Here is a 25,185-nt window from a genome sequence, read left to right as displayed (position 1 = left end):
ACGCGACGGGCGGGCCGATGGTGCCGGACCGGATGCGCTGCGGTCATCGTGTGCCGGCACGTTCCTTTCGGCCGACGGACGTTACGCCGCGATCGCGTGGCCCGGCTCGAAGTGTCGCATCGATTCGACCGCGCTGCAGGCGGGTTGTAAGCCGTCGCCGGCCGTGCGAACGGCGCCGTACTCGCGCATCGGGCTCCCGGGAATGGACATCGCGCCCCTTAAAAAACCCCTTGACTATCTATCTACGAGTAGATAAAGTTCGATCCATGGAAACGAAACCGACCGTCCGCGAACAGATTCTCGACCACGCGATCACGCTGATGATGCAGCGCGGTTACAACGGCTTCAGCTATCGAGACCTGTCCGACCTGGTGGGCGTGAAGACGTCGAGCATCCACTACTACTTCCCGTCGAAGGACGATCTCGTGCTGGAAGCGGTGGCGGCGTACAGCGACGAAGTCCTCGCGGCGGTGCGGGCGATCGATCCGGCGTTGCCGGCCGACGTGAGGCTGAGCCTGTACACGAAGATGTTCGGTCGCACGCTCGGTGACGGCAATCTGATCTGCCTGTGCGGGATGCTCGCGGCCGACATCGAAACGCTGCCGGAGAACGTGCGGCAGGCCGTGCAGGCGTTCTTCACGGCCAACGAGCGCTGGCTCGCGGAATTGCTCGCGCAAGGCGCGAAGGAAGGCACGCTGCAGTTCAGCGGCGAGCCCGACACGGCGGCGCGCACGTTGTACGCGGCGTTTCAGGGCAGCGTGCTGGCCAGCCGGCTGTTTCACACGCGGGCGCGTCTCGAGGACGTCGAGGCCGTCTGGAAAACGCGGTCCTGACGGGCGGCGCAAGCAGTGGGGCGGTTCGCCGCCCTTTTAGTGGATTTTGCTATCTATCATGTAGTAGATAGATGGCTGGCGCAGATGGATCGACCATCTGCATTTTTTGGGGATGTTTATCTATCTATGAGTAGATAAATTGACGCGAGGTCGGCGGAGAAACCGCCGGCACGCGGTCCCCGGTTCGAACGCTGTTTCATTCATTTGCTGAAAAGGAGTCTGTCATGTCGATCGAAAAAGTGCTGTACCGCGCCCATGCAAAAGCCACCGGCGGCCGCGACGGCCGTGCGACGGTGCCCGAAAGCGGTCTCGACCTGAAGCTGACCACGCCGCGCGAGCTCGGCGGCGCGGGCGGGGCGGGCGCGAACCCCGAGCAACTGTTCGCCGCCGGCTACAGCGCGTGTTTCATCGGCGCGATGAAGTTCGTCGCGGCGCGCGACAAGATCGCGATGCCCGCGGACGCCGCGATCGAAGGCAGCGTCGGTATCGGCGCGATCCCGAACGGGTTCGGCATCGAAGTGGAACTGAAGATCTCGCTGCCCGGCCTCGATCGTGACATCGCGCAAACGCTGATCGATCGCGCGCACGTCGTCTGCCCGTACTCGAACGCGACGCGCGGCAACATCGACGTCACGCTTACGCTCGTCTGATCGATCGCACTGCAAAACATTCATCGCCATTCGAAGAAGTCAACCAAGGAGTCGCACCATGAAGATCGTCAAGCCGCTGTTGATCGCCGCCGCCGTTGCAGCCGCGTTGTCCACCGCACCTGCCGCGTTCGCCGCCGGCACCGACGCCGACGCCGTCCGTCCCGATGCGAAGACGAGCGCGTTCCTCGCCGCGCTGAACGGCCAGAAGGGCCCGGGCCTCGAAACGCTGAGCCCCGCGAAGGCGCGCCAGGTGTTGGTCGACGCGCAGAATGGTGTGAAGGTCGATCTGTCCGGCATCGACGTGTCGAACCGCACGATCGAGCAGGACGGCCTGTCGGTGCCGGTCACGATCGTGCGTCCGCAAGGCGCGACGGGGACGCTGCCGGTATTCGTGTTCATCCACGGCGGCGGCTGGGTGCTCGGCGATTTCCCGACGCACGAGCGCCTCGTGCGCGATCTCGTCGTGCAGTCGGGCGCCGTCGCGGTGTTCGTGAACTACACGCCGTCGCCGGAAGCGCGTTACCCGGTCGCGATCAATCAGGCGTATGCGGCGACCAAGTGGGTGGCCGCGCACGGCGCGGAGATCGGCGTCGACGGCAGCCGCCTCGCGGTGGTCGGCAACAGCGTCGGCGGGAACATGTCGGCCGTCGTCGCGCTGATGGCGAAGGACAAGGGCGGCCCTGCGATCCGTTTCCAGGGGCTGATGTGGCCGGTCACGGATCACGACTTCGACACCGGTTCGTACCGTGCGTATCAGCAGGGCCACTTCCTGACGCGGCCGATGATGAAGTGGTTCTGGGACGCCTATACGAAGAACGAAGCGCAACGCAACGAGATCTACGCGTCGCCGCTGCGCGCGAGCCTCGCGCAGTTGAAGGGGTTGCCGCCCGCGCTGATCCAGGTCGCGCAGTTCGACGTGCTGCGTGACGAAGGCGAAGCATACGGTCGCAAGCTCGACGCGGCCGGCGTGGACGCGACGACCACGCGCTACGACGGCACGATCCATGATTTCGGTCTGCTGAACGCGCTGGCCGACGATGCACCGACGAAGGCCGCGATCAAGGCGATGGCCAATGAAATCGCGACGCGGCTGAAGTAACGCGATCGACGGTCGTTCGAACCCGAACGGCGGGACGGCGGGCACGTGCCCGCCGTTTTCGCATGAAGGAGGGCGTCCCGCTCATGCCCGGCCGCGCGTCGGTCGAAACGGTCGAACGGCGATCGCGCAATCGCACGATCGCGCCCGGCCGCCGGCATTGTTGGTACGATCGCGCGTATCGTTCACGCCGGCGTCGCAATTCGCCGGCTTATCGGCCGTGCGGCTGCACGGCAGCGCGGCCACGTTCGGGAGAAGCGGTTCATGTTGCAGGCGTTCGCGGTCTTGCTGATCTTCCAGTGTCTCGGGGAAGGGGTGTCCTATTTGTTCGGCCTGCCGGTGCCGGGCCCGGTGATCGGCATGCTGCTGCTGTTCGGCTTCGTGATGCTGCGCCCGCAGGTGGCCGATGCGATCGAGCCGACCGCGCTCGAGCTGCTGCGTCACCTGTCGCTGCTGTTCGTGCCGGCCGGCGTCGGCATCATGGTGTCGGCCGACCGCGTGCGCGGCGACGCGGTCGCGGTCGTCGTCGCGCTGACCGTCAGCACCACGCTCGCGATCGCGGTGACGGCGCTCGTCACGCGTGCGTTGCTGCGACGCCAGCGCCGCGCGGGCGGCACCGCGGAGGGTGCGCAATGACGGCCTTCCCGAAGCTCGGCGCGATCTGGGTCTATCTCGCCGCGAGCCCACTGCTCGGCCTGACCATCACGCTGGTCGCGTATCTGTTCGCCCAGGCCGTCTATGCGCGGGCACGCTTCAACCCGCTCGCGAATCCGGTGCTGATCGCGGTCGCGGTGATCGTCGTGCTGCTGACGCTCACGCATACGCCATATCCGACGTATTTCGAAGGCGCGCAGTTCGTCCATTTCCTGCTCGGCCCCGCGACCGTCGCGCTCGCGCTGCCGCTGTACCGCCAGTGGTCGAAGCTGCGGCGCACCGCGCTGCCGTTGCTCGTCGGCCTGCTCGCGGGTTCGCTGACCGCGATCGTGTCGGCGGTCGGCATCGCGGCGCTGTTCGGGGCGTCGCATCAGACGATCGCGTCGCTCGCGCCGAAATCGGCGACGACGCCGATCGCGATGGCCGTCGCCGCCGAGATCGGCGGCATTCCGTCGCTCACGGCCGTGCTCGTGATCTCGACCGGGATCTTCGGCGCGGTGTGCGCGCGCGGGATCCTCAATCTGCTGCGGGTCGACGAGCCGGCCGTGCGCGGCTTCGCGCTCGGCGTCGCGTCGCACGGGATCGGCACCGCGCGCGCGTTCCAGGTGAGCGAGGAGGCCGGCGCGTTTGCCGGGCTCGGGATGGGGTTGAACGGCGTGCTGACGGCGTTCGTCGTGCCGATCCTGCTGCCGGTGCTGTCGCGCTGGATCTGAGCGCGCGGCCGCCGGGGTATCGGTTTCCCCGATGGCGCGGACGACAGGCCGACAGGGCGGCGCTCGCGGCGCGCATGTATCGTCGGCGTTATCAGGAGAATTCAGGAACGCCCAAGGACATTTGCGCAGCGATCGGCTAACGTTGCATCGGCGCCGTTGTCGCAAGCCGTCGCATGCACGCCGGTGTCCGACCCACACTCAACAATCGACAAGGAGATCGGCCATGAAGCAGTCTCGCGTGGTTTCGGTGGCAGTAGCGGTAGCGGCGTCGTTCGGTCTGTTGTTGACCGCCGCGCCGGCGGCATACGCGCAGGACCCGGCGTCCGCGCCGGCGCAGAAGCAGCTCGACAAGGCGCAGAAGAAAGCGGCGCGCAAGGCGGCCCGCGCGCGGCACGCGTCGGACCTGAAGGCGATCGGCACCGGCAGCGGCTACCGGTTGACCAACGACCAGAGCAACTATCCGCAGAACGCCGTGCAAAAGGCGCCCGCGACGAACGCGGCGCCGGCCGCACCGGCTTCGGGCCAGTAACGGTCGAACGCGTTGCACAGGACGAACGGCGCCGGTCGACCCGGCGCCGTTCGTCCTGTGCGGAACTGCGGGGCCGCGGAGCCGCCGCGTTACGACGCGAGCTTGCTCGCGAGTTCGGCCACGTGCTTGCCCTGGTAGCGCGCGATGTCGAGTTCGTTCGCGCTCGGCTGGCGGCTGCCGTCCGCACCCGCGAGCGTGGTCGCGCCGTACGGCGTGCCGCCGGTGATTTCGTTCATGTTGACGAGCCCGCTGCACGCATACGGCACGCCCACGATCACCATCCCGTGATGCAGCAGCGTCGTGTGGAACGACGTGATCGTCGTTTCCTGGCCGCCGTGCTGGGTGCCGGTCGACGCGAACACGCTGCCGATCTTGCCGACGAGTGCGCCTTTCATCCACAGGCCGCCCGTCTGGTCGAGGAACGTGCGCATCTGGCCGGCCATGTTGCCGAAGCGGGTCGGCGTGCCGAAGATGATCGCATCGTAGTCGGCGAGTTCGTCCACCGTGGCGACCGGCGCGGCCTGGTCGACCTTCACGCCGATCGCGCGGGCCTGGTCGACGGGGATCGTTTCCGGCACGCGCTTGAGCGTGACCTCGACGCCGGGCACCGATTTCGCGCCCTCCACGACGTGCTGCGCCATCGTTTCGACGTGCCCGTAGGACGAGTAGTAAAGAACGAGAACCTTGGCCATGTTGCGAATCTCCGATTAAAGGGGCCCCGCGGTCAGCGGAGCCCGGTTTCCCGAACGGGCGTCACGCCCATTCGGCCGTCACTTCGACCGGACGCAGGTCGAACACCAGCACTTCGGCATCCTTGCCGTTCGCGATCGTCAGCGCCTGCTCGCCGCGGATGCGCGCGCCGTCGCCTTCGCCGAGCGTCACGCCGTTGACCGTCACGCTGCCGCGCGCCACATGCACGTAAGCGAAGCGGTTCGGATCAAGTTCCAGCGTAGTGCTTTCGTCGCCGTCGAACAGGCCCGCGTAAATCCGCGTGTCCTGGCGGATCTTCAGCGAACCGGCGTCGCCGTTCGGCGACACGACGAGGGCGAGCTTGCCGCGCTTGTCGTCGGCCGCGACATTGGTCTGCTGATAACGCGGCTCGGCACCCTTTTCGGCCGGCCCGACCCAGATCTGCAGGAAGTGGACCGGCGCGTCCGGCGAGTGGTTGAACTCGCTGTGGCGCACGCCCGTGCCCGCGCTCATCAGTTGCACGTCGCCCGGCACGATCACCGAACCGGTGCCCATCGAGTCCTTGTGTTCGAGCGCGCCTTCGAGCACGTACGACAGGATTTCCATGTCGCGGTGCGGGTGCGTGCCGAAGCCGCGGCCCGGGGCGACGCGGTCGTCGTTGATCACGAGCAGATCGGAGAAGCCGACTTGCTTCGGATCGTAGTAATTCGCGAACGAGAACGTATGACGGGAGCTGAGCCAGCCATGCTCCGCACGGCCGCGTTGGTTTGCTGCACGGATGTCGATCATGATTTTTTCCTTCAAGTCGCCGGACCTCGGAAGTGGGCCCGGCCGTTCGTTGAGATGAATCTTAGGTCAATCGATTTGACAAATAAATCGCTGTAAAGATAATGACTGTCGCTATGGAGTGGACAATATGGAACTCAACGACCTGAGGATCTTCGTCGCGACCGTCGACGCAGGCAGTTTCACGGCGGCGGCCGACCAGCTGATGCTGTCCAAGCAGTTCGTCAGTCGCCGCACGATGGCGCTGGAGGCGTCGCTCGGCGTGCGGCTTCTGCATCGCAATACCCGCAATCTCGCGGTGACCGAGTCGGGGCAGGAGTTTTATGTGCGCGCGCAGCGCATCCTCGCGGAGATCGCCGACGCCGAGCAGGCGATGTCGGTGCGCAGTACGGAGCTGCATGGCTCGCTGAAGATCAGCGCGCCGCTGTCGTTCGGGATCACGCACGTGTCGCCGCTGATCGCCGAATTCCTGTCCGCGCACCCGGCCGTGCGGCTGAACCTCGACCTGACCGACCGGCGCGTCGACCTGATCGGCGAGGGCTTCGACCTCGTGCTGCGGATCGGCTCGCTCGAGGACTCGACGCTGATCGCACGACCGCTCGGCGCGTGGCGGATGATCCCGTGCGCGAGCCCCGCGTACCTGAAGCGGCATGGCACGCCGCAGACGCCGGCCGATCTGGCCGGCCATACGTGCGTGCTGTACGGACGCGAGCGGCGGGTCGGCTGGGAATTCCGCGTCGACGGCGCGGCGCGCACGTTCGACGTGCAGGGGCCGCTCGTCGCGAACAACGGCGAAGTGGTGCGCGACGCCGCGATCGCGGGGCTCGGCATCGCGCTGCTGCCGCACTTCATCGTCGGCGCGGCGCTCGACAGCGGTGCGCTCGTGCCGGTGCTCGACGCGTACGTGCCGCCGCCGATCACGCTCAATGCCGTGTTTCCGCAGCACCGCGAGGGGTTCGTCACGCTGCGTACGTTCATCGGGTTTCTCGCGGAGCGGCTCGGGCAGCCGGCGCCGACGGACGCGAGCGGGGCGGGCCGGGCACGGTAGCCGGCCGCTTTGCGGTGAATGAGGCGATTAATCTCCGCAAATTTTGCGGAGATTGTTGAGTCGTGCGGTGTATCGGTGGATAATCTCCGCATCATGAGCGGAGATTACACCTATATCTGGGAATCGGCCGACTGGCCGGCATGGCGCTTCGATCTTGCGACCCTCGCCATGCCGCTCGCCGACGTCAGCCGTGCGCAAGGCATGCTGGCCGGGCGATTGGCGGATGTCGGCCTGGCGTTGCGCGACGAAGCGAGCCTGGCCGCGCTGACGGATGACGTCGTCAAGACCAGCGCGATCGAAGGCGAGAACCTGAATGTCGCGTCGGTCCGGTCGTCGATCGCGCGCCGGCTCGGCGTCGACATCGGCGCGCTCGCGCCGATCGATCGCCATGTCGAAGGCGTCGTCGACATGGTGCTGGATGCGACGACCCATGCGGCCGCACCGGTCACAGAAGCGCGGTTGTTCGGATGGCATGCCGCGCTGTTCCCGACCGGCTATTCGGGGCTGTCGCGGATCACGGTCGGCGGGTGGCGCTCGGATGCGAGCGGGCCGATGCAGGTCGTCTCCGGGCCGATCGGCCGGCAGCGCGTGCATTTCGAGGCGCCGCCGGCCACCCGCCTGACGCACGAGATCGGGCGCTTTCTCGCGTGGTTCAACGCGCCGCCGGCCGAGCCCTTGCTGATCAGGGCCGGCCTGGCCCACCTGTGGTTCGTCACGCTGCACCCGTTCGACGACGGCAACGGTCGCATCGCGCGCGCGCTCGGCGATCTGGTTCTGGCACGCGCGGACCGAAGCCCGCAGCGTTTCTACAGCCTGTCCGCGCAGATCCAGCGCGAGCGCAACGCGTATTACGACGCGCTGGAGCGCACGCAGCGCGGTTCGCTCGACGTCACGGAGTGGCTTGCGTGGTTTCTGAACACGCTGGGCCAGGCCGTCGATCACGCGCACACGACACTCGATGCGGTGCTGATCAAGGCGCGCTTCTGGCAGCGATGCGCGGGCGTCGCGATGAACGAACGCCAGGTCAAGGTCATGAATCGCTTGCTCGACGGCTTCGAAGGGAAGTTGACGACCACCAAGTGGGCCGCTCTCGCGAAATGCTCGCAAGACACGGCGCTGCGCGATATCACGGAGCTCGTCGAGCAGGGCATGTTGCGTCGCTCGGCGTCCGGTGGGCGGAGCACGAGTTACGAGCTGGTGCCGTTCGACGGCTGACGTCATTGCCGGCTCGTCTCGTCCTGCGCGCGAAGGCGCCGTGTATGGCCGATGCGGCGAGTGCGATTGCGGCACGCGTGGGGCAGGTCGCCGCGCGGCGCATCCGGCTCCGGTCGATGGAAGACGACGGGCCGACCGGGCGTGACGGCGCTCGGGCGATCGTGTTCATCGGGATCGTCGGTCGCGCGACGAAAGCTGCGTTGCACGACGGTATCGTGCACCGCGGCACCGCCGCCGACATGGTTGCGACGACATCGAACGTCGATTGATCGGCGTCGCGCATCCGGGTTACGCTTCGGCGGGCGGCGGCATGCGCTGCATGCCGGGCCGGGCGTTTTTACCTCGAATGTCGCGTGCAGGTCGCTTCTACAGGCGCGCGACGCAGCGACGATCAAGCCGATGACAACCCAGAACCGATCGAATGCGCGCGGCCAAGCCGCGATGTCTGCATGTGAAACGTCGCGCACGCAGTTGCCATTCATCGCGGCGGCCGCGCTGCTGATGCTGGTGCCGGTCGCCGCGCAGGCGGCCGGCTTCGACTGCGGGAAGGCCGCATCGCCCACCGAGAAGACGATCTGCGCGAACCCCGCATTATCGAAGCTCGACGGCGATCTGTCGGCCGCGTGGAAGAGGACGCTCGCGAAGGGCGGCGATACGGCCGCGCCGAAGGCCGCGCAGTTGAAGTGGCTCAAGCAGCGCGACCAGTGCGGCAGCGACGCGTCATGCCTCGGCGACCGCTACCGCGAACGGCTCGCGAGCCTGAACGGCACGCCGCTCGCCGCCGACCGCTGGCAGCAGACGTGGTACCTGACGAGCGACAACCCATCGGTCGGCGGCGTGCTGACGTTCACCGGCACGGTGCCGCGCCTGCATTTCGAGCTGAGCGCCAACAACGGCGCGAATACCGGCGGCCTCGACGGCGACATCGTGCTGCACGGCGACAGCGGCGTCTTCCGCCAGGACAAGTGCCGGCTCGACTTCGACCGGAAGGGCGGGCGCATTCGCGTCACGCAACAGGGCGCCGATTTCGATTGCGGCGCGGGTGCGGGCGTCACGTACGCGGGCAACTACGTGGCCGCCGCGCAGTCGCAGGCCCAACCGAAAGCCGACCTGCTGAGCCTCAAGGTCGTCGCCGACGCGCGGCAGAACGCGATCGCGCACGAGCTGCTCGGCGCCGACTATCAGACGCTCGTCGACATGGTCAACTCCAGCGCCGACGAGAAGGATCTCGACGGCCTCGGCGCGCACGTGACGTCGTACTGGGTGCGCGGTATCGCGACGACGAACGCGGCGATCGTGATGCGTCGCGGCACCGATCTGTGGATCGGGCTGCTCGTGTTCGATGCAAAGAACCACGTCCGGATGCGTTACTACTCGAACGTGCCCGCGTGGAAGAAAACCGTGCCGAAGACGATCAACGCGTGGCACGACACGCTCGACAAGACGCTGCCGATCGACGTGATGCAGTAAACGGGGCGCTGGCCCGCTATTTCTTGCGCGTCGCGTGCGCCTGCGTCCGCGTGGGCGGCGCCGCCGATTCCCGTATGCGCAGCTCGGGCAGGACGGCATGGCCGGGCCCCGTTGCGCCGTTCTCGAGCGCGTTAAGCAATGCACGCGCGGCCTGGCGGCCGATCGCGTCGGTGTCGACCCACATCGTCGTCAGCGACGGCCGGATCTCGCGCGCGAGCGCGACGTCGTCGAAGCCGGTGATCGACAACTGCGTGGGCACGCCGATACCGAGCGCCTGCGCTTCGAGCAACGCGCCGAGCGCGAGCGCGTCGTTGCCGCAGATCACGGCGGTCGGCCGCGTCGCCGCATCGCTGCCGACGATCGCCCGCAGGCTCGCCCGCCCGAACGCGATCGTGGCCGCGCCTTCGTGCTGATGCACGGGACGCACCGCGAGCCCGTGCGCGGCCAGCGTGTCGTGAATGCCGCGCAGGCGGGCCTGCACGCGGTCGTTGTCCGTCGACGGCTGCATGACGATCGCGAAATCGCGGTGGCCGAGGTCGAGCAGGTGCGTGGTGAGCCGTGCGAACGCCGCGCGGTTGTCGAAGCCGATGCAGCAATGCGGGCTGTCGTCGCGGTACGCATACGTGACGACGTACGGCACGCGATGCATCGCGAGGAGTTCGAACAATTCCGGCGGATACGCTTCGCCGACCAGCGACACGGCTTCCACGCCGCGCGACAGCATCGCGCGTACCTGCGCGAGCGCTTGCGCGGGATCGTAGTTCGAGCAGCCGAGGAACAGCGTGATGCCGTGCTCGGCCATGACCGTCTGCATGCCGGCGACCTGCGACGCGAACACCTGGTCGTCGAGGGTCGGAATGATCGCGCCCGTGATGTGAGTGCGCGTGGATGCGAGCGCGCGACCGGCCGCATTCGGGATCCAGTTCAGTGCGAGCGCCGCGTCGCGCACGCGCTGCTGCACGTCGGCCGATACCTTGCCGGGATCGTTGTACACGCGCGAGACGGTCGCGGTCGATACGCCGGCCAGTTTCGCGACGTCGCCGAGCACCGAGCGGCCGCTGCCGCGGCGTGCCCGGGACGTGCTCATCGGCCGTCTCCGCGCGTGGCGGCCGTGCCGCTGCCGTGTGCCGTCAAAAGCGTCATTGTTTACCCTCGATTCGTGATGGCCCCGCTTGCATTCTCGAGCGAGCCTGCGAGAATGTAAGCGCTATCTTGCTGCAGCCTTCCTATTATGTCAGACACCTTCTCGATCCGTATGGCCAAATTTTCCGAGACGACGACCTATCCGGTCATTTTGTCGACCGCGAATGTAAGCGATTACATCAAGCCATGAACGGTCTCCGGTCACCGCGTGTCGCCGTCGTCGGCAGCGTCAACATCGATCTCGTCACGCGCGCGCCGCGCCTGCCGGTGCCGGGCGAGACGCTGCTCGGTACGACGTTCGAGACCGTTCACGGCGGCAAGGGCGCGAACCAGGCGGTCGCGGCCGCGCGCCTCGGCGCATCGGTCGCGATGATCGGCTGCGTCGGCGACGACGCGTTCGGTGCGCGCCTGCACGGCGCGCTGGCGGCAGAGCGCATCGACGTGACGCACCTGCACCGGATCGGCGGCACGGCGACCGGAGTCGCGACGATCACGGTCGACGACGGCGGCGCCAACAGCATCGTCGTCGTGCCCGGCGCGAATGCGTGCGTCGACGCCGACCGGATCGACGCGGCGCGCGACACGATCGTCGGAGCCGCGCTGCTCGTGTGCCAGCTCGAAATACCGATCGCCAGCGTGGCGCGCGCGATTGCCTGCGCCAGCGCGCACCACACGCCGGTGTTGCTCAATCCCGCACCCGCACAGCCGCTCTTCGATGCGCTGCTGGCGCGGGTCGACTATCTCGTCGTCAACGAAACCGAGGCCGAGTCGCTGACCGGCATCGCCGTGGGCGACGATGCATCGGCCGCGCGCGCCGCCGATGCGCTGTGCGCGAAAGGCGTCGGCAACGTGCTGGTCACGCTCGGCGCGCGCGGCGTTTGCTGGCGCGGCAGCGCAGGGAGCGGCCGCCATCGTGCGATGGCGGTGGTGGCCGTCGATACGACCGCGGCCGGCGACACGTTCGTCGGCGGGTTCGCGGCCGCGCGGGCCGGCGGCGCGTCGATGGACGACGCGATCGGCTTCGGCCAGCGTGCGGCCGCGATCAGCGTCACGCGTCACGGCGCGCAGACGTCGATTCCGACGCTCGACGAAGTAAACCGTATGGATACCTGAATTCCGCACACGACGGAACGGCCGAACCCGGCCGAGACCAGTGACATGGAGACAATCGACATGAACGACAACCAACCTGTTCCGCACGCGCCGCCACGGATTCGGCGCGGTCAACGCATCGCGCTCGCGCTGTTGATGGCGAGCGGGATCGTCAACTATCTCGATCGCGGCACGCTGGCCGTCGCGAGTTCGGCGATCCGCGGCGATCTCGGCCTGTCGCTCGCGCAAATGGGGCTGCTGTTGTCGGCATTCTCATGGAGCTATGCGCTGTGCCAGTTTCCGGTCGGCGGGCTGGTCGACCGCATCGGCCCGCGCCGGCTGCTCGGCATCGGGCTGATCGTCTGGTCGTTCGCGCAGGCGGCCGGCGGCGTCGTGTCCAGCTTCGGCTGGTTCATCGTCGCGCGCATCGTGCTCGGCATCGGCGAGGCGCCGCAATTCCCGTCGGCCGCGCGCGTGGTGAGCAACTGGTTTCCGCTACGCGCGCGCGGCACGCCGACGGGCATTTTCAATGCCGCGTCGCCGCTCGGTACCGCGCTTGCGCCGCTGCTGCTGTCGGTTCTCGTTGCGTCGTTCAACTGGCGCTGGGCGTTCATCGTGACCGGGGCGCTCGGCCTCGTCGTCGCCGTCGTATGGTTCGCGCTGTATCGCGATCCGGTGCGCGCGCAACTGTCCGCCGCCGAACGCGGTTACCTCGATGCCGATGCGCAAAGCGTCGTCGCGGCGCCGAAGTTGACCTTCGCCGACTGGCGCAACCTGTTCTCGCACGGCACGACGTGGGGGATGCTGATCGGCTTCTTCGGATCCGTGTACCTGAACTGGGTCTACCTGACCTGGTTGCCCGGCTACCTGACGATGGAGCGGCACATGAGCCTGATCCGAACGGGGTTTGCCGCATCGGTGCCGTTCCTGTGCGGGTTCGTCGGTTCGCTGGCCGCCGGCTGGCTGTCGGATTTCGTCACGCGCCGCAGCCGGTCGCCGGTCGTGAGCCGGCGCAATGCGGTGGTGGCCGCGATGCTCGGGATGGTCGCGTTCACGATTCCGGCCGCACTCGTGCAGAGTAATACGATTGCGCTCGCATGCATTTCGGTGGTGATCTTTCTCGCCAACGCGGCATCGGCATGCTCGTGGGCACTCGCGACGGCGGCCGCGCCGCCGAGCCGCATCGCGTCGCTCGGCGCGATCCAGAATTTCGGCGGCTTTATCGGCGGCGCGCTTGCCCCGATCCTGACCGGCGTCATTGCGCAGAAGTGGTCGTTCGTGCCCGCGCTGCTCACCGCGGCGGCGATCGCGTTCGCCGGTGCGATGGCCTACCTGCTGCTCGTGCGCAAGCCGATTCCCGAACAGGCCGCGAACGCCGCGCCCGGACCGTTGCCGGCGTAATCGTGCAGCCTGCATTCGCATTCACTGAAGGAAGGAGAAACCGATGCAACACTCGCAGCAATCGAACGTGACCATCGAGGGGATCGTGCCGGTGATGCTGACGCCGTTCGACGACGCCGGCTCGATCGACTACGCGGGGCTCGAGCGGCTCATCGAATGGTATCTGGCGCACGGCTCGGATGCGTTGTTCGCGGTCGCGCAATCGAGCGAGATGCAATTCCTGAGTCTGGCCGAACGCGCGGAACTCGCGCGCTTCGTGGTCGAGCGGGTGGCCGGGCGCGTACCGGTCGTCGCGTCGGGCCACATCAGCGACGATATCGACGCGCAGGTCGTCGAACTGTGCGCGGCGGCCGAATCGGGCGCGCAGGGCGTCGTGCTCGTGACCAATCGTCTCGATCCGCAACGCAAGGGCAGCGCCGCGTTGCTCGATCATCTTCACAGACTGCTCGCGCGACTGCCGTCGGATCTCTCGCTCGGCCTGTACGAATGCCCGGCGCCTTACCGGCGGCTTCTGTCGGACGACGAGCTGCGCGCGTGTATCGATACCGGCCGGTTCGTGATGCTCAAGGACGTGAGTTGCGAGCTCGCCACGGTGAAGCGGCGCGTCGCGCTTGCCGCGGGGTCGCCGCTGAAGATCCTGAACGCGAACGCCGCGATTGCGTGGGACGCGATGAAGGCCGGGTCCGCCGGTTTCAACGGCGTGTTCACGAACTTCCATCCCGATCTCTATCGGTGGCTGCGTACGCGGGGCGAGTCGAATCCGGCGCTCGCCGACGAACTGTCGACGTTCCTGGTCGTCTCGGCGGTATCGGAGGCGCTGGGCTACCCGGCGCTCGCGAAGCTCTATCACCAGCGGATCGGCACATTCGGATCGATCAAATGCCGTGCGATCGACTACGACGTGCGCGAACGATTCTGGGCGCTCGACGCGGTGCTCGACAAGATCGTGGCGGGCACCGAACATTTCCGCCGGCGGATCGCTGCGTCGTGACGGAGGACGCGCGCCGCGCCGGCAGCGCGGCGCGTGATCGCATCGCGTGCCGTGCCGTGCCGTGCCGTGCCGTGCCGTGCGTGCGGCCGGCACGCCGGCTTCTGCTGAAACGATCCGCGTTGCGCGATGCATGCGATTGCGGCGAAATCGTCGCGACGCCCGATCCCGTCGATGGCGGCAACACGTGCCGCCGCGCTGTCCGGCCGTCATTCGGCGGCATTCACGACGTCACGAACTCGAACCGCCCGCGATCCGCGAGCGCGGTGTCGACGCGCGTCCGGCCATCCTGCCGCGCGTCGCATCGACGATGTCTGGCGGACCGTCGACATGTTTTCTCACACGGCGAGAAAAGCGCACAAATCTGCGCAATTTCGCGGCCGTCCGTCATAGCGGTCCGTAATACCATGCCGCGGAGTGATTTTTACCGACGAACCGCGGAAGCCGCATTCGCCCATGCAACACGTGACGACGACAAGCCAGCCGCCGATCCTGGCGGCGCCGGTTGATGCCATGCTGCGCGCCGTGATCGACGAGGTCGTCCATCGGAGCGTGTCGGAGGCGACGACGCGCAGCGGCTACATGCGCTGCGCCGACTATGCGATCGTCGGCGCGCAGGTGCTGACGCTGCTGACCGGCAAGCCTTATCGGCCGTTCGCGGGCGGCGAGGTGATGGACTTCGGCGGCGGCAACCTGTATGCGCTGTGCACGACGCGCGCGCGGCGCCGCACCGCGCGGCATCTGTCGCAACTCGCGCGGTATCACTGTTGGGTCGAAGCGCGCCACGACGACGTGGGCGGGCGCACGCGCAAGGAGATCGTCGACTTCACGACGCGCCACGACGAGGCCGTTGCGAACCAGCTGGGCATGCCGTTCGCGCGTGCCTACCAAGCTTATTTCTGGGGCTGGGAAGACGAGCACACGGTACCTGCCGAATTGCACGACCATCCGGTATTCGCCAAGCAGGGCCCGGTGTGGCGCTGGGCCGAGCGCGAATGCACGTCGCTGCTGCGCGCGTACGAGCACGAACGCGCCGGCTATTTCGGGCGTCGGGTATCGCGTGCAATCGATTGGTTCGCCGACCGCATCGAAGGTCTCGGCTGACGCGTGCCTGTTTCAAGGACGACTGCGGCCCGGTTGCCGGCCGCGACGAGGCGAAGCCGGCGGGCGCTGGCGCGCTGCCGGGCGTGAACGATGTCGCCGGGCCGCGCACACCGCGCGACCCGCTCACTTCCTGGACAGCGTGCCGCTACTGTTCGCACCGCCAAACAATCGCGTCAGGTATTGCGAGTGGGTGTTCATCCGGGTCATCAGCGTGTTGAGCGCGGTGAATTGCGCCTGATACTGCCTGGTCAGTTGTGCGGCATAGTCGGACAGATCCGACTGCTGTTGCGCAACACGTTTCAGATCGGCGCTCAGTGCGGTCGTGCGCACGTCGATCATCCCGTTCTTCTTCGTGAACTGCGTGACCTGCTCGGCCAGGCGCGTGCCGATCCCGTTCTCCGGATTGAACAGGCGCGCGACCCCGGACGGGTTGGCGGACAGCGCGCTGTCGAGCTTCGCGCCGTCGACGTTCAGCGTGCCGTCTCGCTCGAGCTTGATGCCGATCGACAACAGGTTCGCGTGTCCGTTGCCCTTCTCGGCGACGCCGCCGCTGTCCACCCCGCGCGCGACGATCGACGCCAGCGCGTTGCGGATCGTGTTCAGCGTCGAATCGCCGATCAGCGCGCCCTGCGAGCTTGCGCCTGCCGTGTAGCTCGACAGCGCGCCCATCGTCTTGACGACCGTGTTGTACAGACTCACGAAATGCGTGATCGTCGCGGCCTGCGACTTCGTGTCGGTGCTGATCGTCAGCGTCTGCGTATCGGTCGCGCCGACCGCGGCCGCCGACAGGTTCAGCGTGATGCCGGTCAGCACGCCCGACACGGCGTTGCTCGCGCTGGTCGATGCGATCCCGTTGAGCGTGAACTTCGCATCCTGTGCGACGGCGCTCTGCCGCCAGGCGGCCGCGCCGTTCGCCGAATCGATCGTCGACGCGCCGCCGGACGGGGCGACCGTCGACGTGACGCCGAGATTCGACAGGCCGCCGTCGTTGGACACGTTGCCGACCGCGACGCTGATCGCATTCGCCGCGCCCGTTTTCGACGACGCGAGCACGAGGTGCGCGCCATCCGTGCCGTTGATGACCGTCGCACTGATCCCCGGGTTGCCCGACGCGCCGTTGATTGCCGCCGCGACGCCCGCCAGCGTGTTGTTGGCGCTGCCGATTTCGACCTTGAACGACTGGTTGCCGAGCGACAGCGTCAGCGTGCCGGTGCCGAGCGCCTTGCTGCCGTTCAAGCCGGCGGACGACAGCGCCTGCGCGGTCGCGATCTGTGTGACGCCGACCGTGTAGGTGCCGGCGACCGCGCCCGCGCCGGCTGTCGCCGTCAGGCCCTTGCCGCTCGCGACGGCGTTGAACGTCGACTGCAGTGCGCCATTCTTCAGCGGCGTCAGGCCCGCCTCCAGCGCGCCGAGCGCCGACGACAACGCGCCGAATGCGGAGATCCGCGTGTTGCCGTTCATTTGCGAAGCGGCGAGCGCCGCGGCCCGCCCGGCCGTTTTCGCGTTCACGAGCGTCTTGACGAGCGAGCCGACGTCCATCGCCGGATTGCCGGTCGAGCCGTTGATGATCGATTGCGCCGCCTGTTGCATCAGGCTGTTCGCGTTCGCGCCGCTGTTGACGGGCGTATTCGTTGGCATGGGTGAGCTCCGGTTGAAAGACGATTCAGTGGCAAACGGCGGTCGAGCCGGCCCGCGGCGATCGGGGCGGCGCGCATGGCGATTCGCGTGCATGCCGCTTTCTCGTATGGCGCGGGGCGTGGATCGCGGAAGTGTCGGGAAAACGGACGAACGAATCGGTGCGCCATCGTATTCTCAAATCGATATTAATTAGTCATTTTTTGTAACGATTCCTGGGGGAAGCGTGAATGGGCGAGTGGAAGGTGCAGAGTGTGCTGGGAATGTGTGCCGTTTCCTCTCAACACATAATATTTGTCGTATTTATTAAAGGATTTTTGGCAGAGTAGAAGTTTGCAGAAGCAGGAATGTTTGATGACATGCTTTTTCGTCGATTTCGCTGAACGGAAGACGGATAACACACGTAAAGACGAGATTCCATGCGTTTCGGGCGGAAAGCGCATTTCGGCGCCATGTTCTTGAACTCGAAAAATGATACGGGCGACGCAGGTAAAGGCGCGTGATTAACCGGAATGACGATTGCGTTGAGTCGATGCTTGCTATCGGATGCGGATGAGTCACGGGCGCAATGCGCCGTTTTGATGGTTGCGTTCCAATTCAATTCGGAAATATTGCTGATTCCCGTAACGTAAAGAAACGAGCCTCTTTCGCGTTGCCGAAACAGGGAGGCCGGTGGTTTACATGGCCGCCCAGGGCGCCGCATAACGGGGCGGCCTTCCGTGATTGTCAACTCATTCGAGACGGCGAATCATATTTCGATGGATTGATGATTTGCTGCGGGACAGTAGACTGCACCCGTGCTTCGCCAGAACCGATCCCGAACCCGCCGCCACTCGCGGCGTTACCGGACGGATTCTTCGGCGGCAGGCCGCGTGGCTTGCCGTCCGATCGAGCGAAGAGTGGTCCGTAGCCGTCATGGTGTGCCGATTGGGCGCGCCGCGGCACCGGATGCATCAAACCGTCAATTCAAGGGTGATTGCTATGCGTTACGTTTCGCTGGAGTCGAAGAAGGACGAGCTGCTGCTGGCGGCTCGCGTACTGATGATGATCCTGTTCGTGCTGTTCGGCTGGCAGAAGCTGAACGGTTTCTCGGGCACGGTCGCGTATATGGCGTCGACGGGGAACCCGGCGCCCGAGCTGGCGGCCGCGATCGCGGTGGCGGTCGAACTGGTGGGCGGCGTGCTGATCGCGATCGGTTTCTATACGCGTCCGCTCGCACTGGCGTTCGCCGCCTATACGCTCGCGACCGCGCTGATCGGCCATCGCTACTGGGCGCTGCAGGGGATGGAGCAGTACATGGCGATGATCAACTTCTACAAGAACGTGAGCATCATCGGCGGGCTGTTGTTGCTCGCGTTGGTCGGGCCGGGGCGGTATTCCGTAGACCGGAAGTAACGCGGGACGGCGTTTCCGTTCGGTATCGGGAGCCCGGTGCGCGTACGCGTGCCGGGTTTTGTTTTTGCGGGCGACGGTGGAGTGAGGGCGTGTGCCGAAGCGCGGCGCGCAGCGCATTCGTTCGCGGCCGGAATCCGCATCGCCGATCGCGTACTGCACGAAGCCGTTGGTCGGCGCGATATGGACGACGAACTGGGCGAAGAACGGAGTCGATCCTGTTCCCGACCGGACGCGAGCCGCTCATGTCATCCAATAAGCCCGATAATCCATGCGTTTCCGTGATTCATCGCCACCATGCCAAATCGATCGTCGGTACGCAAAACCATCCTCCTCATCGGCGCCTCGGGCCTGCTGGGCCGCGCGGTCGCCGCGTCTTTGTTCCGCGAACCGTCGCTGACGCTGCTCGCCACCATCCGGAACCCGCAAACCGCCGGCGCGAAGCTGCTCGCATTGCCAGCCGAGAACATCGCCGAACTCGATGTTCTCGACCAGCCGGCGCTCGAACGCGTTTTTGAAACCCACCGGCCCGCAGCGGTGATTCTCTGCGCCGCCGAGCGCCGCCCCGACGTCTGCGAACGCGACCCGGCCGCGGCCCGCGCGATCAACGTCACCGCACCGGCCCGCATCGGTGCGCTCGCCGCGCGATACGGCGCCTGGACGCTCGGCATCTCGACCGACTACGTCTTCGACGGCCGGGCCGCCCCCTACCGCGAAGACGCGATCCCGAATCCGCTGAACATATACGGCCGTACCAAGCTGGAAGGCGAGGCCGCGCTCCTCGCCGCGTCGCCGCTGTCGTGCGTGCTGCGCCTGCCGCTGCTCTTCGGCCCGATCGCCGACTGGCGCGAATCGGCCGTCACGAGCCTCGCGCCGGCCGTCGTCGCGTCGGCGCGACCGGGCGCCGATGCGGTCGGCATGGACGCATGGGCGATTCGTTACCCGACCTATACGCCCGACGTCGCGCAGGTCATCCGCGACCTGACGCTGCGTCATCTCGCGGGTGAAACCGTCACGGGGATCCGCCACTGGTCGAGCGAGGAGCCGATGACGAAGTACGAGATCGCGCAGCGAATCGCTGCCGCGCTCGGCATCGCCGCGTCGCTCGCGCCGATCGACCAGCCGACCGACGCGACGCCGCGCCCGTACGACTGCCATCTGGACGCGGCGCGCGTGCGCGCGCTCGGGATCGATTACGCGACGCCGTTCGATACGGCGCTGCGGACCGTGCTGCGCGATGCGCCGCAGTCGCCGTAGGATCGATACCGCGCGCGGCTCGCGGCGTCCCGCCGACATCGACGAGCCCATTCGCCGAGGATCGTACAGCCGTTCACCGCTCGCTCGGGGGCCAGGCCGTGCTCGACAGCGCCGCGCGCTTCCCGCTGCACGCGGGCGTCGTCGCGCGCGACGATGTCGCGGCGTTTCCGACGCAAGCCGCGCCGGTGCGGCGGAAGTTCGTCGAGATCACGGAGCCGGTCGCCGCGCGCCCGATGGATTTTCGGTTCCCGCGGCCGTTCACGGGGCTCGGCGTGAGCGCGAAGGCGGGCACCGAGATAGCCAACGACGGCGACGACGCGATCGTCATGCCTCACGACGACTGCGCGATCGTGCAGCCGTCGATGTGCCACCTCGACGGGAACGTCGCGACGAGTCGGCCGGGGTGGATACAGCCATCCGTCCCGGACGAACCGGCGGACATCGACGCGGGCGAGAAACGCAAACGACGTGGCCCACCTGGCGATCGAATTCAGAATTTGTCTAGTCATCCTTGAGATTCGGCCTGCCGAGCTGCACCAAACGTGTGCCGAAATTCCCTGCAACGATGCGCGCCAGAGCCCTTGAATTAGGGGATTTCCCGCGTTTCCCCGGTTTTTATTGATCGCTGCTTGTCTCGCTGTTTTTCTTCTTGCATGCTTGTATAGACAAATTCCTGAGGCGGCTTGCTGGCACCGAAGGGATGGCGAACCTCAACGCAAGGAGAAAGCTCGTGAACGGCAAGCGCATCAAATGGGCAATCAGGACGATCGGCGTCATCGCGGCAGCGGCGGCAACGCTTGCGGCACCGGTGCAGGCAAAGGAATGGAAGACGGTGACGGTCGCGCTCGAAGGCGGCTACGCGCCGTGGAACCTCACGCTGCCGGGCGGCAAGCTGGGCGGTTTCGAACCGGAACTGCTCGCCAACGTGTGCGAGCGCATCAAGGTGCAGTGCAACATGGTCGCGCAGGACTGGGACGGGATGATTCCCGGCCTGCAGGCCGGCAAGTTCGATATCCTGATGGATGCGATTTCCATCACGCCTGAGCGCGAAAAGATCCTGCTGTTCTCGCGTCCGTATGCGGCGACGCCGGCGACGTTCGCCGTCACCGATACGAAGATCCTGCCGAAGGCCGCGCCCGGCGCGCCGATCGTCAAGCTGACGGGTGACGCCAACACGGACAAGCCCACCGTCGACACGCTGCGCAAGCAATTGAAGGGCAAGACGATCGGGATCCAGTCGGGCACCGTCTACACGAAATTCATCAACGACAGCTTCAAGGACATCGCGTCGATCCGCGTGTACAAGACGTCGCCGGAGCGCGATCTCGACCTGGTCGCCGGGCGCATCGATGCCTCGTTCGACGATGTCACGTACTACGCGGCGAACAACGCGAAGAAGGACAACGCATCGATCGTGCTCGCGGGGCCGAAGCTCGGCGGCCCGATCTGGGGGCCGGGCGAGGGGCTCGCGTTTCGCAAGCAGGATGCCGACCTGAAGACGAAGTTCGATACGGCGATCGCCGCGGCGCTCGCGGACGGCACCGTGAAGAAGCTCGCCGACAAGTGGTTCAAGACCGACGTCACGCCGTAAGCGCGCGTTCGGCCGCCGCGTAAGTTCGTCGAACGGCGCGCGGCGGCACGCATCCAGCGGATTCACTCAACGCATGCCGGGAGGCACGCATGGCGATTCTTGAAATGCTCGGCTTCGGATCCGAAGGCTGGGGCGGTGTGCTGCTGCTCGCCGCGCTGATGACGGTCGCGCTGACGCTTGCCGCGCTCGCGGTCGGCGCGGCGATCGGCGCGGCGATCGCGGCCGCGAAGCTGTCGCGCTACCGCACCGCCCGGCTGCTCGGCGATCTATATACGACGGTATTTCGCGGCGTGCCCGAACTGCTCGTCATCTATCTGTTCTACTTCGGCGGCTCGACGCTCGTGACGACCGTCGGCCAGTGGTTCGGCGCGGAAGGGTTCATCGGCGTGCCGCCGTTCGTGATCGGCGCGCTCGCGGTCGGGATGATCTCGGGCGCCTATCAGGCCGAGGTCTATCGCGCGGCGGTGCTCGCCGTCGCGAAAGGCGAGCTCGAAGCGGCACGCTCGATCGGCATGCCGCGCGCGATGGTGCTGCGGCGTATCCTGGTTCCGCAGGTGCTGCGCTTCGCGCTGCCCGGTATCGGCAACGTGTGGCAACTGAGCCTGAAGGACTCCGCACTGATCTCGGTCACCGGTCTTGCCGAGCTGCTCCGCACGAGCCAGATCGCCGCCAATTCGACGCACCAGTACTTCGTATTCTTCGTCGCGGGCGGTGCGTTGTATCTGCTGATGACGGGCTTGTCGAACCGCGTGTTCAACCGGGCGGAAGCGCTCGTCGGCCGGTCGTTCCGCCGCAATTTCGCGCGCAACTGACGGAGAACGGGCATGTCCATCGATTTCGATTTTCTCGTCGATACGCTGCGCCAGCTGCTCGCGGCCGTGCCGACCACGCTCGGTCTGTTCTTCGCGTCGCTCGTGCTCGGCGGCCTGCTGTCGCTCGTGATCGTCACGATGCGCGTGTCGCCGCACTGGCTGCCGAACCGCTTCGCGCGCGCCTACATCCTCGTGTTTCGCGGCTCGCCGCTGCTGATCCAGATGTTCCTCGTGTATTACGGGCTCGGCCAGTTCGGCGTGATCCGCGAGAGCTTCATGTGGCCGGTGCTGCGCGAGCCGTACGTATGCGCGGTGCTGTCGCTTGCGCTGTGCACCGCCGGCTACACGGCCGAAATCCTGCGCGGCGGGTTGATGGCCGTACCGGTCGGGCAGATCGAGGCCGGGTATTCCATCGGCCTGTCGGGTTTCTCGCTGCTGCGGCGCGTGATCGGCCCGATCGCGCTGCGCCAGTGCCTGCCGGCGTACTCGACCGAGGCCGTGCTGCTCGTCAAGTCGACCGCGCTCGCGAGCCTCGTCACGGTGTGGGAAGTGACGGGCGTCGCGCAGCAAATCATTCAGCAAACCTATCGGACGACCGAGGTGTTCGTCTGCGCGGCCATCATCTATCTGTGCCTGAACTTCATCGTCGTGCGCCTGCTCGGCGCGCTCGAATGGCGGCTCTCCGCGCACCTGCGTGCGCCGAAGCCGTCCGGTGCGCCCGCCGCGGCGACGCCCAATCCCCGGCGCGCCGCATCCTGAGCGTTCCCCGTCCTTTCAGAGAGAATCCGATGAACACCCCTGCTCCCGTTGCGCTGTCGGTCAGAAACATCCACAAGTCGTTCGGCGATCATCATGTGTTGAAGGGCATTTCGCTCGACGCGCACGAGGGTGACGTCATCTCGATCCTCGGCGCGAGCGGCTCGGGCAAGAGCACGTTCCTGCGCTGCCTGAACCTGCTCGAGACGCCCGACGACGGCTCCGTCGCGCTCGCGGGCGAAGCGCTGGCGATGAAGCGCGCGCGCGACGGCAAGCTGCATCCGAGCGACCGGCGCCAGGTCGACCGGATCCGCTCGCAGCTCGGGATGGTATTTCAGAACTTCAACCTGTGGTCGCACATGACGGTGCTCGACAACCTCGTCGAGGGGCCGCTGCGCGTGCAGAAGCGCAGTCGCGCGGAAGCGGTGGAGGAAGCGGAGGCGCTGCTCGCACGCGTCGGTCTCGCGGACAAGCGCGGCTACTATCCCGCGCACCTGTCGGGCGGCCAGCAGCAACGGGTCGCCATTGCCCGCGCGCTGGCGATGCATCCGAAGGTGATGCTGTTCGACGAACCGACGTCGGCGCTCGACCCCGAGCTGGTCGGCGAGGTGCTGCGCGTGATGCGCTCGCTGGCGGAGGAGGGGCGCACGATGCTGGTCGTCACGCACGAAATGGGTTTTGCGCGCCACGTGTCGAATCGTGTGATGTTCCTCCATCAAGGCGAGGTCGATACGGACGGGACGCCCGACCACGTGTTCGGCGGGCAGACCTCCGAGCGCTTCCGGCAATTCGTGTCGAGCCATCACGACCGCACCGCGAACTGAGGCTGCCATGACCCTATTCCGTGCGGCGCAGCCGCTCGACTGGCGACAGGTCGCGGCCGTGGCGGCCGGCGAGCCGCTGGCGTTGGCCGACGATGCGCGCACGCGCGTCGCCGCCGCTCGCGAACTCGTCGACGAGATCGTCGCGCGCGGGATTCGCGCATACGGCGTCAATACCGGCGTCGGCGCGCTATGCGACGTGATCGTGTCGCCGGCACAGCAGAGCACGCTGTCGCACAACATCCTGATGAGTCACGCGGTGGGCGTCGGCATGCCGCTCGGCGCAGCCGAAACGCGCGCGATCATCGCGGCCGCGATCAACAACTATGCGCACGGGCATTCGGGCGTCCGCGCCGACGTCGTCGAACAGCTCGTCGCGCTGCTCGAGCACGATTGCCTCCCCGAAGTGCCGGCGCATGGCTCGGTCGGGTATCTGACCCACATGGCGCACGTCGCTCTCGTGTGCGTCGGGCACGGCCATGCGCGCCATCGCGGCGAACGCGTGCGCGGCGACGAGGCGCTGCGGCGCATCGGCCGCGAACCGCTGGTCCTCGGCGCGAAGGAAGGGTTGAGCCTGGTCAACGGGACGCCGTGCGTCACGGGGCTGGCGGCGTTGGCGCTGGCCCGCGCCGAGCGGTTGCTCGACTGGGCTGACTGGATCGCGGCGATGAGCTTCGAGAACCTGGGCGGGCAACTCGCCGCATTCGATTCGGCTTCGCTCGCGTTGCGGATTTCGCCCGGTATCGGGCAGGTCGGCGCGCGTTTGCGCGCGCTGCTGGCGGACAGCGGCATGCTTGCCGCGGCGAGCGGCCGGCATACGCAGGATCCGCTCAGCCTGCGCACGATTCCGCACGTGCACGGCGCGGCGCGCGACGTGTTCGACGTCACGGCGGAGGTCGTCGATCGCGAACTCGCGTCCGTTACCGACAATCCGATCGTGGCCGGCACGCGAGAGGCGCCGGCCGTGCATTCGCAGGCGCATGCGGTCGGCGCGGGCATCGCGCTCGCGATGGACAGCCTCGCGGCGGCGATGGCCCAGGTCGCGGCGATCGCCGAGCGGCGTCTCGACCGGCTCGTGAATCCGCTGGTCAGCGGGCTGCCGGCGTTTCTTGCCGCGCCGGGAGGCAGTTGTTCGGGTTTCATGATCGCGCAGTACACGGCGGTCGCGCTGGTCGCGCAGAATCAGCGGCTTGCCGCGCCGGCGAGCCTCGACGGCGGCATCACGTCGGGGCTGCAGGAAGATCACCTGTGCCATGCGACGCCGGCCGCGCTGAAGGCGCTCGACATCATCGAGAATACGACGCGCGTGCTCGCGATCGAGCTGCTGGCCGCCGCGCAGGCGTACGACTTGCAGCCGGACGAAACGGGGCGGGCCGCATCGACCGACGCGCTGTGGCGGCATGTGCGCGCCCGCGTGCCGGCTTATCACGACGACCGGCCGCTCGCGGACGACATCGCGATCGCGGCCGGCATCGTCGCCGGTGTGCCGCCGCCGTTGCAGTGACGACG

General features: G+C 67.0%; 26 protein-coding genes. 22 read left to right on the top strand and 4 right to left on the bottom strand.

The window, feature by feature from the left end:
- Nucleotides 1-266: 266 nt before the first annotated feature.
- The 6 genes from WS54_RS32430 (at nt 267) to WS54_RS32405 (ending at nt 4,475) form a co-directional block, all read left to right on the top strand.
- Entirely contained in the window at nt 267-833 is a 567-nt protein-coding gene (locus tag WS54_RS32430) for a TetR/AcrR family transcriptional regulator (RefSeq protein ID WP_059781952.1), read from the top strand.
- A gap of 224 nt (nt 834-1,057) precedes the next feature.
- Nucleotides 1,058-1,483: an organic hydroperoxide resistance protein gene (locus WS54_RS32425; RefSeq protein WP_034208878.1), complete on the top strand. Its 426-nt coding sequence runs from the start codon at nt 1,058-1,060 to the stop codon at nt 1,481-1,483.
- 58 nt (nt 1,484-1,541) lie between these two features.
- A complete protein-coding gene (locus WS54_RS32420) occupies nt 1,542-2,582 on the top strand; it encodes an alpha/beta hydrolase (RefSeq protein WP_059781951.1) in 1,041 nt (346 codons plus the stop codon).
- Nucleotides 2,583-2,843: 261 nt separating this feature from the next.
- Entirely contained in the window at nt 2,844-3,215 is a 372-nt protein-coding gene (locus WS54_RS32415) for a CidA/LrgA family protein (RefSeq protein WP_059781950.1), read from the top strand.
- A complete protein-coding gene (locus WS54_RS32410; protein ID WP_034208881.1) occupies nt 3,212-3,946 on the top strand; it encodes an LrgB family protein in 735 nt (244 codons plus the stop codon). The genes WS54_RS32415 and WS54_RS32410 overlap by 4 nt, the downstream gene beginning before the upstream one ends.
- A 223-nt stretch (nt 3,947-4,169) precedes the next feature.
- Complete coding sequence (locus WS54_RS32405) at nt 4,170-4,475, top strand: hypothetical protein (RefSeq protein ID WP_059781949.1); 306 nt, start codon at nt 4,170-4,172, stop codon at nt 4,473-4,475.
- An 89-nt stretch (nt 4,476-4,564) separates the two neighbouring features.
- Here WS54_RS32405 and wrbA read toward each other — a convergent pair whose 3' ends face one another.
- Together wrbA and WS54_RS32395 are read right to left on the bottom strand one after the other, a co-directional pair.
- Entirely contained in the window at nt 4,565-5,167 is a 603-nt protein-coding gene (gene wrbA / locus WS54_RS32400; RefSeq protein WP_034208883.1) for an NAD(P)H:quinone oxidoreductase, read from the bottom strand.
- A 61-nt stretch (nt 5,168-5,228) separates the two neighbouring features.
- Nucleotides 5,229-5,954: a pirin family protein gene (locus WS54_RS32395; RefSeq protein ID WP_034208884.1), complete on the bottom strand. Its 726-nt coding sequence runs from the start codon at nt 5,952-5,954 to the stop codon at nt 5,229-5,231.
- 127 nt (nt 5,955-6,081) lie between these two features.
- Between WS54_RS32395 and WS54_RS32390 the strand changes: the two genes are divergently transcribed.
- From WS54_RS32390 to WS54_RS32375, 4 genes are all read left to right on the top strand, one after another.
- On the top strand, nt 6,082-6,999 hold the full coding sequence (locus WS54_RS32390; RefSeq protein WP_059781948.1) for a LysR family transcriptional regulator: 918 nt from the start codon (nt 6,082-6,084) through the stop codon (nt 6,997-6,999).
- A gap of 93 nt (nt 7,000-7,092) precedes the next feature.
- Complete coding sequence (locus tag WS54_RS32385; protein ID WP_218929462.1) at nt 7,093-8,214, top strand: Fic family protein; 1,122 nt, start codon at nt 7,093-7,095, stop codon at nt 8,212-8,214.
- 44 nt (nt 8,215-8,258) lie between these two features.
- Nucleotides 8,259-8,483, top strand: coding sequence for a hypothetical protein (locus WS54_RS32380; RefSeq protein WP_059781947.1), 225 nt, complete (start codon nt 8,259-8,261; stop codon nt 8,481-8,483).
- Nucleotides 8,484-8,613: 130 nt separating this feature from the next.
- Nucleotides 8,614-9,684 carry a lysozyme inhibitor LprI family protein gene (locus WS54_RS32375; protein ID WP_108042050.1) on the top strand — a complete coding sequence of 357 codons (1,071 nt, stop codon included), beginning with the start codon at nt 8,614-8,616 and terminating at the stop codon, nt 9,682-9,684.
- 16 nt (nt 9,685-9,700) lie between these two features.
- Here WS54_RS32375 and WS54_RS32370 read toward each other — a convergent pair whose 3' ends face one another.
- Nucleotides 9,701-10,771, bottom strand: coding sequence for a LacI family DNA-binding transcriptional regulator (locus WS54_RS32370; protein WP_059781943.1), 1,071 nt, complete (start codon nt 10,769-10,771; stop codon nt 9,701-9,703).
- Between the two features lie 242 nt (nt 10,772-11,013).
- On the opposite strand from WS54_RS32370, the gene rbsK reads away from it, so the two are divergent.
- The 4 genes from rbsK to WS54_RS32345 all read left to right on the top strand — a co-directional run bounded on the left by rbsK (nt 11,014) and on the right by WS54_RS32345 (nt 15,412).
- Nucleotides 11,014-11,940 carry a ribokinase gene (gene rbsK, locus WS54_RS32365; RefSeq protein ID WP_059781941.1) on the top strand — a complete coding sequence of 309 codons (927 nt, stop codon included), beginning with the start codon at nt 11,014-11,016 and terminating at the stop codon, nt 11,938-11,940.
- 60 nt (nt 11,941-12,000) lie between these two features.
- A complete protein-coding gene (locus WS54_RS32360; protein ID WP_059781938.1) occupies nt 12,001-13,320 on the top strand; it encodes an MFS transporter in 1,320 nt (439 codons plus the stop codon).
- Nucleotides 13,321-13,363: 43 nt separating this feature from the next.
- The gene (locus WS54_RS32355; RefSeq protein ID WP_059781936.1) at nt 13,364-14,311 is read left to right on the top strand and encodes a dihydrodipicolinate synthase family protein; all 948 of its coding nucleotides are present in this window, start codon (nt 13,364-13,366) and stop codon (nt 14,309-14,311) included.
- Between the two features lie 453 nt (nt 14,312-14,764).
- Entirely contained in the window at nt 14,765-15,412 is a 648-nt protein-coding gene (locus WS54_RS32345) for a hypothetical protein (RefSeq protein WP_059781935.1), read from the top strand.
- A 123-nt stretch (nt 15,413-15,535) separates the two neighbouring features.
- Here WS54_RS32345 and fliD read toward each other — a convergent pair whose 3' ends face one another.
- Complete coding sequence (gene fliD, locus WS54_RS32340) at nt 15,536-17,050, bottom strand: flagellar filament capping protein FliD (RefSeq protein WP_059781933.1); 1,515 nt, start codon at nt 17,048-17,050, stop codon at nt 15,536-15,538.
- Between the two features lie 978 nt (nt 17,051-18,028).
- Here fliD and WS54_RS32335 point away from each other — a divergent pair.
- The 8 genes from WS54_RS32335 to WS54_RS32300 all read left to right on the top strand — a co-directional run bounded on the left by WS54_RS32335 (nt 18,029) and on the right by WS54_RS32300 (nt 25,180).
- Nucleotides 18,029-18,442: a DoxX family protein gene (locus WS54_RS32335; protein WP_059781932.1), complete on the top strand. Its 414-nt coding sequence runs from the start codon at nt 18,029-18,031 to the stop codon at nt 18,440-18,442.
- Between the two features lie 294 nt (nt 18,443-18,736).
- Nucleotides 18,737-19,696 (top strand): dTDP-4-dehydrorhamnose reductase family protein, encoded by a 960-nt coding sequence (locus WS54_RS32330; RefSeq protein WP_059781930.1) that lies wholly within the window; start codon nt 18,737-18,739, stop codon nt 19,694-19,696.
- A gap of 98 nt (nt 19,697-19,794) precedes the next feature.
- Nucleotides 19,795-20,211, top strand: coding sequence for a hypothetical protein (locus WS54_RS32325; RefSeq protein WP_059781928.1), 417 nt, complete (start codon nt 19,795-19,797; stop codon nt 20,209-20,211).
- 215 nt (nt 20,212-20,426) lie between these two features.
- On the top strand, nt 20,427-21,287 hold the full coding sequence (locus WS54_RS32320) for a transporter substrate-binding domain-containing protein (protein WP_034209453.1): 861 nt from the start codon (nt 20,427-20,429) through the stop codon (nt 21,285-21,287).
- Between the two features lie 89 nt (nt 21,288-21,376).
- Nucleotides 21,377-22,099, top strand: coding sequence for an ABC transporter permease (locus WS54_RS32315; protein ID WP_059781926.1), 723 nt, complete (start codon nt 21,377-21,379; stop codon nt 22,097-22,099).
- Nucleotides 22,100-22,111: 12 nt separating this feature from the next.
- A complete protein-coding gene (locus tag WS54_RS32310; protein WP_034208896.1) occupies nt 22,112-22,858 on the top strand; it encodes an ABC transporter permease in 747 nt (248 codons plus the stop codon).
- A gap of 29 nt (nt 22,859-22,887) precedes the next feature.
- Nucleotides 22,888-23,679, top strand: a complete 792-nt coding sequence (locus tag WS54_RS32305; RefSeq protein ID WP_059781924.1) for an ABC transporter ATP-binding protein — start codon at nt 22,888-22,890, stop codon at nt 23,677-23,679.
- A 7-nt stretch (nt 23,680-23,686) separates the two neighbouring features.
- Nucleotides 23,687-25,180, top strand: coding sequence for an HAL/PAL/TAL family ammonia-lyase (locus tag WS54_RS32300; RefSeq protein ID WP_059781922.1), 1,494 nt, complete (start codon nt 23,687-23,689; stop codon nt 25,178-25,180).
- Nucleotides 25,181-25,185: the final 5 nt, after the last annotated feature.

The organism is Burkholderia sp. NRF60-BP8, assembly GCF_001522585.2.
Classification (GTDB): Bacteria; Pseudomonadota; Gammaproteobacteria; order Burkholderiales; family Burkholderiaceae; genus Burkholderia.
This window is presented reverse-complemented; position numbering and strand designations above follow the sequence as displayed.

Excerpts from the sequence above, each read along its gene's own strand:
- WS54_RS32330 (WP_059781930.1), top strand. The coding sequence starts at position 18,737 with ATGCCAAATCGATCGTCGGTACGCAAAACCATCCTCCTCATCGGCGCC.
- WS54_RS32300 (WP_059781922.1), top strand. The coding sequence starts at position 23,687 with ATGACCCTATTCCGTGCGGCGCAGCCGCTCGACTGGCGACAGGTCGCG.
- WS54_RS32425 (WP_034208878.1), top strand. The coding sequence starts at position 1,058 with ATGTCGATCGAAAAAGTGCTGTACCGCGCCCATGCAAAAGCCACCGGC.
- WS54_RS32395 (WP_034208884.1), bottom strand. The coding sequence starts at position 5,954 with ATGATCGACATCCGTGCAGCAAACCAACGCGGCCGTGCGGAGCATGGC.
- WS54_RS32385 (WP_218929462.1), top strand. The coding sequence starts at position 7,093 with ATGAGCGGAGATTACACCTATATCTGGGAATCGGCCGACTGGCCGGCA.
- WS54_RS32335 (WP_059781932.1), top strand. The coding sequence starts at position 18,029 with ATGCGTTACGTTTCGCTGGAGTCGAAGAAGGACGAGCTGCTGCTGGCG.
- WS54_RS32370 (WP_059781943.1), bottom strand. The coding sequence starts at position 10,771 with ATGAGCACGTCCCGGGCACGCCGCGGCAGCGGCCGCTCGGTGCTCGGC.
- WS54_RS32405 (WP_059781949.1), top strand. The coding sequence starts at position 4,170 with ATGAAGCAGTCTCGCGTGGTTTCGGTGGCAGTAGCGGTAGCGGCGTCG.
- rbsK (WP_059781941.1), top strand. The coding sequence starts at position 11,014 with ATGAACGGTCTCCGGTCACCGCGTGTCGCCGTCGTCGGCAGCGTCAAC.
- WS54_RS32390 (WP_059781948.1), top strand. The coding sequence starts at position 6,082 with ATGGAACTCAACGACCTGAGGATCTTCGTCGCGACCGTCGACGCAGGC.
- wrbA (WP_034208883.1), bottom strand. The coding sequence starts at position 5,167 with ATGGCCAAGGTTCTCGTTCTTTACTACTCGTCCTACGGGCACGTCGAA.
- WS54_RS32420 (WP_059781951.1), top strand. The coding sequence starts at position 1,542 with ATGAAGATCGTCAAGCCGCTGTTGATCGCCGCCGCCGTTGCAGCCGCG.
- WS54_RS32380 (WP_059781947.1), top strand. The coding sequence starts at position 8,259 with ATGGCCGATGCGGCGAGTGCGATTGCGGCACGCGTGGGGCAGGTCGCC.
- fliD (WP_059781933.1), bottom strand. The coding sequence starts at position 17,050 with ATGCCAACGAATACGCCCGTCAACAGCGGCGCGAACGCGAACAGCCTG.
- WS54_RS32345 (WP_059781935.1), top strand. The coding sequence starts at position 14,765 with ATGCAACACGTGACGACGACAAGCCAGCCGCCGATCCTGGCGGCGCCG.
- WS54_RS32360 (WP_059781938.1), top strand. The coding sequence starts at position 12,001 with ATGAACGACAACCAACCTGTTCCGCACGCGCCGCCACGGATTCGGCGC.
- WS54_RS32410 (WP_034208881.1), top strand. The coding sequence starts at position 3,212 with ATGACGGCCTTCCCGAAGCTCGGCGCGATCTGGGTCTATCTCGCCGCG.
- WS54_RS32430 (WP_059781952.1), top strand. The coding sequence starts at position 267 with ATGGAAACGAAACCGACCGTCCGCGAACAGATTCTCGACCACGCGATC.
- WS54_RS32355 (WP_059781936.1), top strand. The coding sequence starts at position 13,364 with ATGCAACACTCGCAGCAATCGAACGTGACCATCGAGGGGATCGTGCCG.
- WS54_RS32415 (WP_059781950.1), top strand. The coding sequence starts at position 2,844 with ATGTTGCAGGCGTTCGCGGTCTTGCTGATCTTCCAGTGTCTCGGGGAA.
- WS54_RS32305 (WP_059781924.1), top strand. The coding sequence starts at position 22,888 with ATGAACACCCCTGCTCCCGTTGCGCTGTCGGTCAGAAACATCCACAAG.
- WS54_RS32315 (WP_059781926.1), top strand. The coding sequence starts at position 21,377 with ATGGCGATTCTTGAAATGCTCGGCTTCGGATCCGAAGGCTGGGGCGGT.
- WS54_RS32375 (WP_108042050.1), top strand. The coding sequence starts at position 8,614 with ATGACAACCCAGAACCGATCGAATGCGCGCGGCCAAGCCGCGATGTCT.
- WS54_RS32310 (WP_034208896.1), top strand. The coding sequence starts at position 22,112 with ATGTCCATCGATTTCGATTTTCTCGTCGATACGCTGCGCCAGCTGCTC.